We start from the raw sequence: 13,288 nt of genomic DNA on the forward strand, positions 1-13,288 counted from the left end.
CCCCGCCCGGCCACCCATCAGTATAGTGCCGTGGGTGGCCGGGCGGGGGTGTGGGCTGGTGCCGGGCGCAGCGGCTGACGCAGTCAGCCGCTGAACGACGCCATCAACGCGTCGGCACCGGTTCCTCGCCCGAATAGTCGTAGAAGCCGCGTCCGGTCTTGCGACCGAGCCAGCCGGCCTCGACATATTTCACCAGCAGCGGCGCAGGGCGGTATTTGGCGTCGCGGGTGGTCTTGTAGAGCACCATGATGATGTCGAGGCAGGTGTCGAGTCCGACGAAATCGGCCAGCTGCAGCGGCCCCATCGGGTGGTTGAGGCCGAGCCGGCAGCCCTTGTCGATATCCTCGATATCCGCGGTCGACTGGCCGAGCACGAAGATCGCCTCGTTGATCATGGGCAGGAGGATGCGGTTGACGACGAAGCCGGGCTCGTCCTGGCTGAGCACAACTTCCTTGCCGAGCCTCTGGGCGAAGGCAGTGGTGCGGTCGGTGGTCGCCTGGGCGGTGGCGAGCCCCGGAATGACCTCGATCAGCTTCATCACCGGCACCGGATTGAAGAAGTGCAGGCCGATGAAGCGCGCCGGATCGGGCGCGTAATTGGCCATGCGGGTGATCGGGATCGAGCTGGTGTTCGAGGCCATGATCGCGTCGGGTGCGAGGAATTCCCCCGCCTTCTCGAAGATAGCCTGCTTGATCGCTTCCTTCTCGGTCGCCGCCTCGATGATCAGGCCCGCATCCTTCATCGGCGCATAGTCGGCGATCGGGGTGATGCGCTTCAGCGTCGCTTCGGCCTCGGCGATCTCGATCTTGCCCTTGCCGACGAGCTTGCCCAACGCCTTGTCGATCCCGGCGTGCGCCTTCTCGGCCACCTCCAGGCTGACATCGGCCAGCATCACATCCATGCCGTGCGCGGCCACGGTCTGCGCGATCCCCGAGCCCATCTGGCCCGCACCGATGATGGCGACCGTCGTGTTCATCGAAATTCCCTTCGCATGTGCAGCAAAGCGCGCGGTCTAGCGAAGGCAGGGGGCGCTGGCTAGCGGCGCGTCAGCGATTGGCCCCGGGAACCCACGTCACATCGCCCCGGCCATCGTCGTTCGCGACGCGCGCGAGCACGAAAAGGTAGTCGGACAGGCGGTTGATATAGGCCAGCGCCTGCGGATTGACGGGCCCCTCGGCTGCCATGGCGGTCATCGCGCGCTCGGCACGGCGCGCGGAGGCACGGGCGACATGGAGACGCGCTGCGGCCTCGCTGCCACCGGGCAGTACGAAGCTGGTCAGCGGTTCGAGCCGGGCATTTGCCGCGTCGATGGCGCCCTCGAGCCATGCGACCTGCGCCGACACGGTACGCAGGACCATGTCCGAGGGGGCGAAATCGTCGCCCTCGCTTGCGGGCGTCGCAAGGTCGGCGCCGAGATCGAACAAATCGTTCTGGATGCGGAACAGCGGCTCGGCGAAACCGCCTCCCGCCAGCGCGACCGCAGCAAGGCCGAGCGCGGAATTCGCCTCGTCCACCGCGCCGATCGCCTCCATCCGCGCGGCATGCTTGGGCAGGCGCGATCCGTCGACAAGCCCGGTGGTCCCGTCGTCGCCGGTACGGGTGTAGATCTTGTTGAGCTTGACCAAGGTCCTAGTTCGCGATGGCGAGGATCACCGCGACCACGACGATCGCCAGCGCCTGGTACTTGATGCGGTTGAACATCATCTTGTTCTGCAGCAGCTGCATTTCGGTCGCATCCTGCTGCTCGCCGCTTTCGAGATCGATCTTGGTGCTTTTGAGGAAGGCGACGATCCCGCGGATCAGCGAGGCAACCACGAGGACCATGAGGATGACGAGGAGGATGGTGAGAAAAACTGTCATAGCGTCCTCCGATCTAGGCGCTCGCGAGCGAAATGCCAGACGGAAAACGGTGCAAGCGGAGTTGCTCGGCAAGCAGGAGACCGTCGTCGCCCCTGGTTCGCCGGTCGGCTAGCGAGGGCGAGCCGCGACGCTTGGCGAGCTTCTGCCCGCTTTCGTCCATCAGCAGGCCATGGTGGTGCCAGCGCGGCACCGGCAGCCCGAGCAGCGCCTGCAGCAGGCGGTGGATCGATGTCGCGGGAAACAAATCGGCCCCGCGCGTCACCAGCGTGACCCCGTCCGTCGCATCGTCGAGCGTCGCGGCGAGATGGTAGCTGGCGGGTGCATCCTTGCGCACGATCACCACGTCGCCCGCTTCGCGCGGATCGGCGAGCTGGTGCCCGGCCAGCGCATCTTCCCACGATAGCTCGCCGCAATCGGCCATGGCGCGGTCGACGTCGAGCCGCAGCGCGGCGGGCTTGTCCGGATCGAGCAGGCGCCCCTTGCAGGTGCCCGGATAGACCACCCCCTGCGAGCCGAGGCGCGGCTCCATCGCCTCGATCTCGGCGCGGGTGCAGGTGCAGGGATAGAGGTCGCCGCGTTCGAGCAGCGCGTGCGCCGCCGCCTCGTAGCTCGCCAGCCGGGTCGACTGCGCGGGGACCTCCTCCCATTCGAGCCCGAGCCATTCGAGGTCGCGCCGGAACTCCTCCGCCAGTTCGGGGCGTGAGCGCGGCCCGTCGATATCCTCGATCCGCAGCAGGAACCGCCCACCCGCTTCCCTGGCGAGGTCATGCGCGACCACCGCCGAATAGGCATGGCCGAGATGCAGCGACCCGTTGGGGCTGGGGGCGAAGCGGGTGACGATCACGTGACTGTGTAGCTCCGGTTACGCTGTTGCCCCGGTGCAACCCGGTGGAAAGGCTGTGGATAGGCTGTCTGTAACAGTCTTGACCCTTTCCCGTGCAAGTGCATTTTCGACCCAAGAGATCGGGAGGGACGCACACCGTGTTCAAGGCCGAACTGCTGGAACGGGCCGCGAGGTTCCGAAGTACCGAGGAAGACCCGACGCGCAATTTGCAGTCGTGTCCCTCGCTCGTCCTCAATGCCGACTACACCCCGCTTTCCTACTATCCCCTGAGCCTCTGGCCGTGGCAGACCGCGATCAAGGCCATCTTCCTCGACCGGGTCGACGTCATCGCGACCTACGACCGCGAGGTTCACTCCCCCTCGCTCGACATGAAGATCCCCAGCGTGATCGCGCTGAAGCAATATGTGAAGCCGAGCGAGTTTCCCGCCTTCACCCGCTTCAACGTCTTCCTGCGCGACCGTTTCAGCTGCCAGTTCTGCGGCGACATGCACAACCTCACCTTCGACCACGTCGTCCCCCGCCGGCTGGGCGGCAAGACCACGTGGGAAAACATCGCCACCGCCTGCGCCCCCTGCAACATGAAGAAGGGCGGCCGCACGCCCAAGCAGGCGGGGATGCATCTCTACGCCGAGCCAATCCGCCCGACGCACTGGCAGCTGCAGCAGCACGGCAAGATGTTCCCGCCGAACTACCTCCACGAAACCTGGCGCGACTGGCTCTACTGGGACATCGAGCTGGAAGAATAGATCAAACCACGCGGGCTCGAAGTAGCGGGTCCTCAACTATCGCCTATTTACCGACCAGCAGTTGCATTCTATCTTTCGGTCGGCGCCATGTTCGGCGCGAGGGACGCCAAAAACCATGAGCAGACTTTTCATCGCCAGTCTGTTGCCGCTGGCAGCAGCCTTGGGCGGCTGCGTATCGACGGGCTACTATCAAGCAGGTAACAAACTGGCCGATCTGTGCGAGTCAAACGGACCCGACACACGCATCGCTTCGCCCAAGGCGGAATCGCAGGGCGGCATGTTCGGAAATGTGATTGTGAGCGGCGACTGCGTATCCCCCGGCGACGAGGGATACGAAGAAGCCATGACCATCGAGGAATATCGCGCCAGCATCGGCAAGAGACCGAAGTGAGAAATCAAAGCCCGACCCGCTAGGTAACCAACGCCCGCTTTAGGAATTCCGCGCGCCGCCATTCGCCCGTTTCGAGCACCTCTGCCAAATGCCGCGCGGCTTCGGCCATGTCCTCGAAGCGCAAATAGGCGGGGGCGAAGCCGAAGCGCAGGATGTCGGGATCGCGGAAGTCGCCGATCACGCCGCGCGCGATCAGCGCCTGGCAGATGGCGTAGGCCTCGTCGTGACTGAAGGAGAGTTGGCTGCCGCGCCGGTCGGGCTCGGTGGGGCTGACGAGGTCGAGGTCGACCCCGTGTTCCGACAGGCACTGGCGGAAGAATTCGGAGAGTGCCTGCGACTTCGCATAGAGCCGCTCGACACCGATTTCGGCGATCAGGTCGACGCCCACTTCGAGCGCCACGAGGCCGAGGATCGGGGGGGTGCCGCAGAGCACCTGCTCGATACCGGGAGCCGGCGCATAGTCGTCGCTGAAAGCGAAGGGTGCGGCGTGCCCCATCCAGCCCGTGAGGGGTTGCTGCGCGGCGGCGAGGTGGCGTTCCGCGACGAAAGCATAGGCCGGCGCACCCGGCCCGCCATTGAGATATTTATAGCCGCAGCCGACCGCGAAATCCGCATTGCAGCCGTTGAGGTCCACCGGCAGAGCGCCGCCCGAATGCGACAGGTCCCACAGCACCAGCGCGCCCTTTTCGTGCGCCGCTTCGGTCAGTGCCGCCATGTCGAATATCGCGCCCGACTTGTAATGCACATGCGTCAGCATGAGCAGTGCCACATCTTCGTCGAGCGCCTCGGCTACGCTTTCGCGCGGGGCCAATCGCCGCTCGGCAAGTCCCTGCTTCTCGAGCCCATCGATCATGTAGAGATCGGTCGGAAAATTGCCCGGCTCGCTCAGCACCACCTTGCGCCCGGGACGCATCGCCAGCGCCGCCGAAATCAGCTTGAACAGGTTCACGCTGGTGGAATCGCAGGCGATGACTTCATCCGGCTGCGCCCCGATCAGCGGTGCGATCTTGGCGCCGATTTTTGCCGGAAGGTCGATCCATCCGGCCGCATTCCAGCTGCGAATGAGGCCCTCGCCCCACTCCCCGCGAACCACCTGCTCCAGCCGTCCCGGCGTCGCCTTTGGCAGGCAGCCCAGGGAGTTGCCGTCGAGGTAGATGACGCCGTCGGGCACCCAGAAACGCTCGCGGCTGTCCTTCAGCGGGTCGCCCGCGTCGAGGATGCGCGCGCGCGTATTGGTGGTTTCAGGCATCGGCCAGCTCCCTGAGGATCGCACGGCACAGCCCGGCATCGCCCCCGGCGATCTTGAGCGGCAGGGCGATGAGTTCGTAGCGTCCCTCGGGAATGCCATCGAGCACCAGCCCCTCCAGAATCCGCATGTCGTGTTCGAGCACCGCCTTGTGCGCGTCCATCGTCTTCGATTCCTGCGGATCGACACTGGGCGCGTCGGTGCCGACCAGCTTCACTCCCTGGAGCGCGAGCCATTCGATCGCCTCGGCATCGATCGCGGTGAAGCCGCTGTCCCATCGATCATGCGGGAAGGTTTCGAAGGTCCGGAACAGCACGCGGTCTGCACTGCCCAGATGCGGCAGATCGCCGACCGAGATGCTGCCGCCGCTGACGCCGGTGGCATCGACCACCAGGCATTCGCCGATATAGGGATCGAGTTCGACGCTCGCGATATCGGGCGCAGTTTCGGAATAATGGAGCGGCGCGTCGCCATGCGTGCCCGAATGGGTCGACATCCTCATCCGCCCGACATTGACCGGCGAGCCGTCCTCCATCTTCCACGTCCGTTCGAACGTGAACTGCGTATCGCCGGGCCAGACCGGCAGGCCGGGACGCAGCGTCTGGGAGATGTCCCAGATCCGCCGCTCGGATCGCCACGAGCTCATATCCGAATCCTCACAGGGCGGTCCTCACGCTCAGCAGTTCGGGGAAGAAGGCTGCCTTGAGCACGCCCGCAAGGTAGGGAACGCCCGGCGTGCCGCCGGTGCCCTTCTTGAAGCCGATGATCCGCTCGACCGTCTTGAGATGACCGAAGCGCCAGCGCTGGAAATGATACTCGAGATCGACCAGCTTCTCGGCCAGTTCGTAGAGATCCCAATATTCTCGGGGGTCGCGATAGATCTCGGCCCACGCCGCCTCGACCTCGGGAGAATGCGCCCAAGGCTCGCCGACCGGGCGATCGAGCACATCTTCCGGAATCGCGAAACCCCGCCGCGCGAGCAGGGCAACCGCCTCGGCATAGATCGACTTGCGCGCCAGTTCTTCGCGCAATTCGGCGGCCACCTCGGGCGTCGCCTCGTGCATGGTGACCATGTCGGGCTTCCTCCCGCCGAGGAGGAATTCCATCATCCGGTACTGCGCGCTCTGGAAGCCGCTCGATCCGCCGAGATGCGGGCGAATGGTCGAATAATCGTGCGGGGTCATCGTGCTGAGCACGTCCCAGCTCTGGATCAGCTGCCCCTGCGCCCGCGCCACGCGGGCGAGCATTTTGAAGCTCGGGCGAAGCCGGTCCTGCCGGATGCATTCGCGGGCCTCGAAGAGTTCGTGGAGGCACAGCTTGAGCCACAGCTCGCTGGCCTGGTGGACGATGATGAACAGCATCTCGTCATGCGCATCGGAGGCCGGGTGCTGCGCCGCGAGAATGCGGTCGAGGTCGAGATAGCTCGAATAGGTAACGTCGGAAGCCATGCGCGCTGCCCTAGCGCGCTATCGTCGCAGATGAAACTACCCCTCGATCACCTGCGTATGAGGGTGATGCTTGTCGAGGTGCTGCTTCACGATGCGCAGGTTCTTGGTGTTCGAGCGATAGACCATGTCGAAGGCGTCGCCGACGATCGGCACCGCGCCGACGGCGCTGTCGATCGCGACATTGCCCAGCATGCGCCACAGCTTCCAGCGCGGCAGGCCGAGGTTCTTCGCTTCCCACACGATGTAGGCGGCGAGGCCCGCGGCCACGATATCGCCGAGGACGGGGACGAAGCCGATGATCGTGTCGAGACCGATGGGAAACCTGGTGCCCGGCACGACCAGACTGCGTTCGAGCAGATATTCCATCGCCTCGATGCGCTTGCGGATCGAGACCGGGTCGGTCCCGGTCGGGAGCTCGATACCCATGGGCAGCGGGCGGGCACGGGGGCGGTCGGGGTTCTCCATCGCAGCTTAGATGGGGGCGCCGGATAGCGGGAACAAGGGATGGATGTTCCACGGATTTTCGCTGAAGGCCTCGATATCCGCGCGCACCAGCGACCAGCGGATCGGCGCGCCCAGCGGGATGTAGAGATTGGTGGCGAGCAGCGCGTTCTCCGCTTCGAGAAGGTAGGAGGATTCTTCGGTGGAATCGCGCGAGTCCAGCGCCAGCGACACGAGATAGTCCGCGTCTTCGCTACACTGGGCCCGGTCGACGGCACAGTTGAACTGGTTGAGGAACCAGCGCGGCGAGGCGTAACGGGCGACCCGGTCGCGCAGCGCGAGGTCAGCTTCCGAGAGCGTAAGCGCCCGCGTCGCCGACACGCCGACCGCGGCGAAATCCTCGGCCAGGCCATTGAACAGCAGGTCGGAGCCCGGCCCCGGCGGCAAGTACAGCCGCACTTTGGGTTCGCGCCCCGCACCCGCCCGCCATTGCGCAACCCGCTGGCGCGCGACGCTGCGGCGCTGCTCGAGCGAGAGCGAGGCCCAGCGTTCGTCGCTGGGATTGGCAGCGCTCGCCAGCGAGGTCGGCACGACACGCGTCGAAGCCAGCCAGCCGCCGATGTTGAAGGGCTGCATGAGCGCGTCGCGGTCGATGGCCATCGCCAGCGCCTCGCGGTTTTGGGTCACGCCGAGGAAGCCGGACGGCTTGCGCACATCGAGACCGAAGAGGCCGATCGCCGCGTCGAGGCGAACATTGCCGCGCGAGAGCGGTCCGGTGCTGGCGAGCGGCAGGCTCGACAGCCGTCCGCCGAGAACGAGGTCGAAACGGCCCTGCGCAAAGCCCTCGGTGGCCTCCGGGGCAGGAACGGCGTGGAGCCGGATATCGCGCACGAGGTCGTCCCAGCCCGGCTGCTCCGGCAGGCCTCGTCGCTCGGGCGGGAGCGGTGTCAGGACGAGTCCCTCATCTCCTTCGGCGCGACTCATCAGACCTGCCGCTTCGCCACCCAGATCGATCCCCAGTTCGGGTTGCGCCAGCACCTGAAGGAAGTCGGGCATGGGGCTGGTCAGCCGGATTTCGATCACCCTTCCCGTCATCGCCCGCACATCGCGGACCTTGGCGAGGTCGAGCCCGAGCGAGGTGCCGCGGAGTTGCCGAAGCCGCCGCTGCAATGCGTCGCGTACCGCCTGGGCCGTCAGGCGCTTGCCGTCGGGAAGGTCGAATTCGTTGATGCGGAAGATGTAGCTGGCGCCGCCGTCGGTGACGATCCAGCGTTCCGCGACGCCGGGTACCACCACGCCGTTCGAGTCGATCCGGACCAGTCCGGTGGAGAGCGCCGCGCGAACATGCTGGCCGGCAGGTCCCAACCGGACCCCCTCGGCCGAAAGGTCGTCGGGAGAGGCGATGAAGGCCACATCGACGACGCCATCATCGGAGCCGACGCTACAGGCAGCGAGAAGAGCGGGCAGGAAGGCGGGGAGCCACGATCGCATGATCCGCGGACTAGCAGCCGGAGCGCCCCGCGTCAGCCGATCAAATCACAGCTTGCGAATGCGGCGCTCGTTATCGGAAAAGGTCGCCGCGGCCGAAGTCTGGCGCACATAATGCGGAACCTCCGCCGTGCTCGCCACGGGTGCACGCACCACCTTGGGATCGATATCCTTCTCGAAGGCGACGCCGAAGCGGTTGTCCTGTGCCCAGGCCACGCTGCCCTTGACGATACCGACGTTGCGCAGTTCGATCTCGAGCCGGTCGCCACGCGATGCGGTGACCTCGCTGGTTTCGGCCATCATGCCGCCCGCCGACAGATTGCGCACCTTCACGCGGTAGGTCTTGGTCTGGCCTGCGAACGTCAGCTGGGCGAACAGGAACAGGCTGTCGCGCGCAACATTACGAGTGTCGACCGAAGACATGGCGTTCATCGTATCCCTACATGCGGTGCTCGGGCCCGGCCCGCGGCGGATCCGGGACCGGCTATACCCTAGGGACGAGACCTAAATAATGTCTTAGCGAATGCTCAATCGTCGCGCGAAATCTTCTCGCGCCGCTCGTGCGCTTCCTGCGCCTCGACGGTCATCGTGGCGACCGGGCGGGCGATGAGCCGCTTGAGCCCGATCGGATCGCCGGTCACTTCGCACCAGCCGTATTCGCCCTTGTCGATCCGGCGCAGCGCCGAATCGATCTTGGCGATCAGCTTGCGCTGGCGATCGCGCGTACGCAGTTCGATGCCCCAGTCGGTCTCGGAGGAGGCCCGGTCGTTGAGGTCGGGCTCGCGGATCGGACCATCCTGCAGCGACTGCAGGGTCTGCCCGGCGGCATCGTGGATCGATTTCTTCCAGTCGAGCAGCAGCATGCGGAAATAATCCTGCTGGCGCTCGTTCATGTATTCTTCGGAATCGTCGGGAACGTAATCGGCGCCAACCGCGGCGCGTGCCGCTGCAAGCTTTGCCTTATCGTTTGCCACAGAGGCCATTGAGGACCCTCTCACCCTGGTCGAATTCAGACATCGGACCATCGTCTCCCCAAATAGCCCGGATTTTTCCGGCGCCCCGAATGACCCGTTCGGCGCGTGCCTATAGGGAAGCGTCCCCCAGCGCACAAGCGCCAATCCGACGGCACGTCGAGATGCCCACCGACCCCGGCAACACGCGACCACAATGGGGAAAAAAAGAAATCGCCCCCGCGTTAACCATTTCTTGACCACGAATTTGGCAGTTGTTCTTTGTCCGGTAGCGAATGCCGGTCGCTTGGGGGAAAGACCATGCAGCTTACCAGTGTCGAAGGAGGCCACGGCAGGATCATCCAGGGCGAGGAAGCCGCGGCGCTGGTCGCCGAATGCCTCGCCAAATACGAACGCGGCAACGTCGATGCGCTCTTCGCGCTCGGAGTTGCGTTCTCGACCGGCAGCCACGGAACGGTGTGCGACCTGATCGAGGCGCATAAATGGTTCAATATCGCCGCATCCAAGGGACACGAGGAAGCGAGCTGGTGCCGCGCCGACATTTCCGATGAAATGACTGCCCGCGAGATCGCCGAAGCCCAGCGCCGCGCGCGCGAATGGCTGGCCGAAGGTCGCCGCGCCGCGGCCTAGGTCTTCCTGAACGGCGTTCGCGCCGCGAGATAATTGCGATCCGCCGCCACTCCGGCGCGTTCGCGCTCGAGAAAATCGGCAACCGCCTCGCGAAACCCGGGATCGGCGATCCAGTGTGCCGACACCGTCTCCACCGGTTCATAGCCGCGGGCTAGCTTGTGGCCGCCCTGCGCCCCGGCCTCGACCCGATCGAGGCCCAGTTCGATCGCCGCGTCGATCGCCTGGTAATAGCACAGTTCGAAATGCAGGAAGCGCACCTCGCGCGTGCAGCCCCAGTAGCGCCCGTAGAGCGCATCGCCCCCGATGAAGTTGAGCGCGCCGGCGATCGGCTCGCCATCCTGTAGCGCCAGCAGCAGCAGGATCTTCTCGCCCAGCCGCTGGCCGAACAGGTCGAAGGCTTCGCGGGTCAGATAGGGGTGCCCCCATTTCCGCGCGCCAGTGTCCTGGTAGAACGTCCAGAAGGCATCCCAGTGCTGGGGGCGGATGGCGTCGCCACGCAGCCGGACGATCTCGACCTCGGCCTGCGCCGCGGCGCGTTCCTTGCGCAGATCCTTGCGCTTGCGCGAAGCGAGCGTAGCGAGGAAATCGTCGAAATCGGCGAAGCCGCGATTGTGCCAGTGGAACTGGATGTCGCTGCGCAGCATCCACCCGGCATCCTCGAACAGCGCCTGCTGCGCGGGTTCGACGAAGGTCGCATGCGCGGAGGAGAAGCGGTTCTGCAGGCACAATTGCTCGGCCGCGGCGAGCAGTGGCGCGGCATAGGCGGGATCCGACAGCAGTAGCCGCGGCCCCGTGGCGGGAGTGAAGGGCGCCGCGATCTGGAGCTTGGGGTAGTAGCGCCCCCCGGCCCGCTCATAGGCGTCGGCCCAGCTGTGGTCGAAGACGTATTCCCCTTGGCTGTGCCCCTTGAGATAGGCCGGCATGGCGGCGAGCAGCGGGCCGCCTTCCTCGCTGATGACCAGCGGGGTCGGCTGCCAGCCGGTGCCCGGCCCGACGCTGCCCGAATCCTCGAGCGCGGTAAGGAATTCGTGGCTGACGAAGGGGTTGTCCGTTCCCGCCAGCGCGTTCCATTGGTCGCGGTCGAACGCGCCGACCGAGCCGCCGACGCGCGCGGCAAGGCCGCCGTCGCTCATGGCAGCCCCGCCCCTTCGGCGATCGGCGCATCGGCGAATTGCGCCGCAACGGCCCGGGCCTCGGGCGAGTTCACCGTCCAGGTCAGCACCGGCAGGCCGGCCTCGCGCAAGCCGGCGACCATCGGATTGGGCAGTGCGGCGACATGGTAGGCGAGAAACTCGGGCCGCGCGATCCACAGCGCCAGGTGCCGTTGCCACGGCTGCTGCGTGTAGCCATGGTCGTCCTCGCGCATCACGAGTCCCCGCACCGTCGCGGGCGAATGGCGCCCGAGCCAGCGCGACACGCGCGGATCGAAACTCATGACAGCATGCGAGCCGTCGTAACCCGCCAGCGCATCGACTACACGCCTGCAGGTCCATTCGACATTGTAGCCCTTGCGCGACTTGATCTCGATAAGCAGCGGCACCTTGCCCGCGACCAGAGCGAGGAGTTCGGACAGGTCCAGCGGCCGTTCTTCGCTTTCGAGATAGGCCAGTTCGCGCCACTCGGCCCGGGTCAGCGCCGCGGCCTTCTCGGGCCGGCCGATCAGGCGGGCGAAGTCCCAGTCGTGAAAGACCATCGGCCAGTCGTCGAGGCTGCGCTGGATATCGCATTCGATGCCCAGCCCCGCCTCGAGCGCGGCCTGAAAGGCACCGCGCGAGTTCTCGACCCGGCCATTTCCGTGCAGCCCGCGATGGGCATAGGTCCATTGCCGCAGCCAGCCGACCCGCGCGGGGTCGGGCCGGGCCGCGAAGTAACGGTCAAGCCTTGAGAGCAATGATCGCATCGACCTCGACAGCGGCGTTGAGCGGGAGGACCGGCACGCCGACCGCGCTGCGCGCATGCTTGCCCGCCTCGCCGAAGACCTCGACCATCAGGTCCGAAGCGCCGTTGGCGACCTTGGGCTGGTCGGTGAAATCGGGGGTCGAGGCGACGAAGCCGCCGAGCTTGACCACATGCGAGACGCGTTCGAGCAGGCCGGCCGCCTCGAGCTGCGCGAGGATCATCAGCCCGCAGGCGCGCGCGGCCTGCTGGCCCTGTTCAAGGCCGACGCCGTCACCGAGCTTGCCGGTGACGAGCTCGCCGTCGACGAAGGGCAGCTGGCCCGAGACATAGGCGGTGTGGCCGTCGACCACGACGGGCTGGTAGCTGGCGACGGGCGCGGCGGCCTTGGGAAGCTCGATGCCGTGCGCGCGCAGGCGGTCGTGGATGCTCATGCTGTTTCCTTTTCGAGTTCGCCCAGCAGCCATGGCAGCGCTTCGTCCCAGCTGTCGATCCGCGCATCGGCATGGCCCGATGTATGCGCGCAATCGATATGCGGGGCGAGCAGCGGTTCGCCACAGAGGTGGAGCGTGGTGATGGTGCCGACGGTCTCGCGCGCCGAGCGGTGATGCTGCGCGAGGTCGTCGATGAAGATCGCCTTGGAGGGATTGTATTCGTCGAGGATCGCCTGCAGCGCCGGCCCCTTGGGACCCTGGTTGGTGAAGACGCGCGCGTCGAGCCCGTGGTCGAGCAGCTGTGCCTTGCGCATGTCCTGCCGCTTGTCGACGAGGTTGGTGAGGATCACCACATCGGCATGCTCGCGCAGCGCGGCGATCCCCTCGATCGCCCCCGGAATCGGCGTCTGGCGGTGCATTTCGGTGTCGAAAAAGCCGCCGAGCATGCGCCAGATCTCCTCGGGCGCGAGATAGTCGCCGCCGTCCTGCCAGCGCAGCGCCCTGGAAAAATCGTTCCCCTCCATGCGGAACTCGACGCCCTGCGTCTCGGCCAGCCAGTCGCGGAAGGGCGAGACCATGTAGAGCAGGACCTCGTCGCAATCGGAGATGATCAGCGGACGGCTCATCGCGACAGCTCCCGGGCGGCGGCCACGAGGATGGCGGGGGTCGTGTCCAGCGCATCGGCGGCAAGGACGAGGTCGGGTTCGTGATTGGCGAGAAATTCGAGCACTGCCGCCTGAACGCCGCGATCGCTCAACCCGTTCCGCAGCCGCTCGGGGGTCAGGCCGGTGAGCGACAGCAGCCGTTCGGCGCGCTTGTCGTCGGCCAGCGCCCAGCCGAGCGCTTCGAGCGCCAGCACCTCGGCTGGCCGCGTTTCGCCTGGCTGTGGTTCG

19 protein-coding genes are annotated in these 13,288 nt (G+C 66.1%); 3 read left to right on the plus strand and 16 right to left on the minus strand.

Annotation, left to right across the window (positions count from 1 at the left end; genetic code table 11):
• Window positions 1-103: 103 nt before the first annotated feature.
• From ACN4E0_RS07570 to gluQRS, 4 genes are all read right to left on the minus strand, one after another.
• Window positions 104-976, minus strand: a complete 873-nt coding sequence (locus ACN4E0_RS07570; RefSeq protein WP_419566903.1) for a 3-hydroxyacyl-CoA dehydrogenase NAD-binding domain-containing protein — start codon at window positions 974-976, stop codon at window positions 104-106.
• 70 nt (window positions 977-1,046) lie between these two features.
• Window positions 1,047-1,625: a cob(I)yrinic acid a,c-diamide adenosyltransferase gene (locus tag ACN4E0_RS07575; protein ID WP_419566904.1), complete on the minus strand. Its 579-nt coding sequence runs from the start codon at window positions 1,623-1,625 to the stop codon at window positions 1,047-1,049.
• A gap of 4 nt (window positions 1,626-1,629) precedes the next feature.
• Complete coding sequence (locus ACN4E0_RS07580) at window positions 1,630-1,860, minus strand: hypothetical protein (RefSeq protein WP_419566905.1); 231 nt, start codon at window positions 1,858-1,860, stop codon at window positions 1,630-1,632.
• 13 nt (window positions 1,861-1,873) lie between these two features.
• A complete protein-coding gene (gene gluQRS / locus ACN4E0_RS07585; protein WP_419566906.1) occupies window positions 1,874-2,704 on the minus strand; it encodes a tRNA glutamyl-Q(34) synthetase GluQRS in 831 nt (276 codons plus the stop codon).
• A 137-nt stretch (window positions 2,705-2,841) separates the two neighbouring features.
• On the opposite strand from gluQRS, the gene ACN4E0_RS07590 reads away from it, so the two are divergent.
• Together ACN4E0_RS07590 and ACN4E0_RS07595 are read left to right on the plus strand one after the other, a co-directional pair.
• Complete coding sequence (locus tag ACN4E0_RS07590; protein WP_221601907.1) at window positions 2,842-3,450, plus strand: HNH endonuclease; 609 nt, start codon at window positions 2,842-2,844, stop codon at window positions 3,448-3,450.
• 115 nt (window positions 3,451-3,565) lie between these two features.
• Window positions 3,566-3,841 carry a hypothetical protein gene (locus ACN4E0_RS07595; protein ID WP_419566907.1) on the plus strand — a complete coding sequence of 92 codons (276 nt, stop codon included), beginning with the start codon at window positions 3,566-3,568 and terminating at the stop codon, window positions 3,839-3,841.
• A 19-nt stretch (window positions 3,842-3,860) separates the two neighbouring features.
• Here ACN4E0_RS07595 and kynU read toward each other — a convergent pair whose 3' ends face one another.
• The 7 genes from kynU to dksA all read right to left on the minus strand — a co-directional run bounded on the left by kynU (window position 3,861) and on the right by dksA (window position 9,447).
• Window positions 3,861-5,090, minus strand: a complete 1,230-nt coding sequence (gene kynU, locus ACN4E0_RS07600; protein WP_419566908.1) for a kynureninase — start codon at window positions 5,088-5,090, stop codon at window positions 3,861-3,863.
• A complete protein-coding gene (kynB, locus tag ACN4E0_RS07605; protein WP_419566909.1) occupies window positions 5,083-5,733 on the minus strand; it encodes an arylformamidase in 651 nt (216 codons plus the stop codon). Before kynB ends, kynU begins: the two co-directional genes overlap by 8 nt.
• A gap of 10 nt (window positions 5,734-5,743) precedes the next feature.
• Window positions 5,744-6,535, minus strand: a complete 792-nt coding sequence (locus ACN4E0_RS07610; RefSeq protein ID WP_419566910.1) for a tryptophan 2,3-dioxygenase — start codon at window positions 6,533-6,535, stop codon at window positions 5,744-5,746.
• Between the two features lie 36 nt (window positions 6,536-6,571).
• On the minus strand, window positions 6,572-6,961 hold the full coding sequence (locus tag ACN4E0_RS07615) for a DUF4112 domain-containing protein (RefSeq protein ID WP_419566911.1): 390 nt from the start codon (window positions 6,959-6,961) through the stop codon (window positions 6,572-6,574).
• 45 nt (window positions 6,962-7,006) lie between these two features.
• A complete protein-coding gene (locus ACN4E0_RS07620) occupies window positions 7,007-8,467 on the minus strand; it encodes an ABC transporter substrate-binding protein (RefSeq protein ID WP_419566912.1) in 1,461 nt (486 codons plus the stop codon).
• A 45-nt stretch (window positions 8,468-8,512) separates the two neighbouring features.
• Window positions 8,513-8,896, minus strand: coding sequence for a PilZ domain-containing protein (locus ACN4E0_RS07625; RefSeq protein ID WP_419566913.1), 384 nt, complete (start codon window positions 8,894-8,896; stop codon window positions 8,513-8,515).
• 95 nt (window positions 8,897-8,991) lie between these two features.
• A complete protein-coding gene (gene dksA / locus ACN4E0_RS07630; RefSeq protein WP_419566914.1) occupies window positions 8,992-9,447 on the minus strand; it encodes an RNA polymerase-binding protein DksA in 456 nt (151 codons plus the stop codon).
• Window positions 9,448-9,735: 288 nt separating this feature from the next.
• Between dksA and ACN4E0_RS07635 the strand changes: the two genes are divergently transcribed.
• Window positions 9,736-10,065 carry a hypothetical protein gene (locus ACN4E0_RS07635; RefSeq protein WP_419566915.1) on the plus strand — a complete coding sequence of 110 codons (330 nt, stop codon included), beginning with the start codon at window positions 9,736-9,738 and terminating at the stop codon, window positions 10,063-10,065.
• On the opposite strand, the gene ACN4E0_RS07640 is transcribed toward ACN4E0_RS07635, so the two are convergent.
• From ACN4E0_RS07640 to ACN4E0_RS07660, 5 genes are read right to left on the minus strand one after another with little or no spacing between them, the layout of a single operon-like run.
• A complete protein-coding gene (locus ACN4E0_RS07640) occupies window positions 10,062-11,198 on the minus strand; it encodes a GNAT family N-acetyltransferase (protein ID WP_419566916.1) in 1,137 nt (378 codons plus the stop codon). The two genes, ACN4E0_RS07635 and ACN4E0_RS07640, sit on opposite strands and share 4 nt — an antisense overlap.
• Window positions 11,195-11,965 (minus strand): glycerophosphodiester phosphodiesterase family protein, encoded by a 771-nt coding sequence (locus ACN4E0_RS07645; RefSeq protein ID WP_419566917.1) that lies wholly within the window; start codon window positions 11,963-11,965, stop codon window positions 11,195-11,197. The genes ACN4E0_RS07640 and ACN4E0_RS07645 overlap by 4 nt, the downstream gene beginning before the upstream one ends.
• Window positions 11,940-12,395, minus strand: coding sequence for a RidA family protein (locus ACN4E0_RS07650; RefSeq protein WP_419566918.1), 456 nt, complete (start codon window positions 12,393-12,395; stop codon window positions 11,940-11,942). The genes ACN4E0_RS07645 and ACN4E0_RS07650 overlap by 26 nt, the downstream gene beginning before the upstream one ends.
• Complete coding sequence (locus tag ACN4E0_RS07655; RefSeq protein WP_419566919.1) at window positions 12,392-13,021, minus strand: HAD family hydrolase; 630 nt, start codon at window positions 13,019-13,021, stop codon at window positions 12,392-12,394. Before ACN4E0_RS07655 ends, ACN4E0_RS07650 begins: the two co-directional genes overlap by 4 nt.
• The gene (locus tag ACN4E0_RS07660; RefSeq protein ID WP_419567014.1) at window positions 13,018-13,251 is read right to left on the minus strand and encodes a DUF3572 family protein; all 234 of its coding nucleotides are present in this window, start codon (window positions 13,249-13,251) and stop codon (window positions 13,018-13,020) included. The genes ACN4E0_RS07655 and ACN4E0_RS07660 overlap by 4 nt, the downstream gene beginning before the upstream one ends.
• Window positions 13,252-13,288: the final 37 nt, after the last annotated feature.

Origin of the sequence: Qipengyuania sp., from assembly GCF_048550555.1 — a bacterium.
GTDB lineage: Bacteria > Pseudomonadota > Alphaproteobacteria > Sphingomonadales > Sphingomonadaceae > Qipengyuania.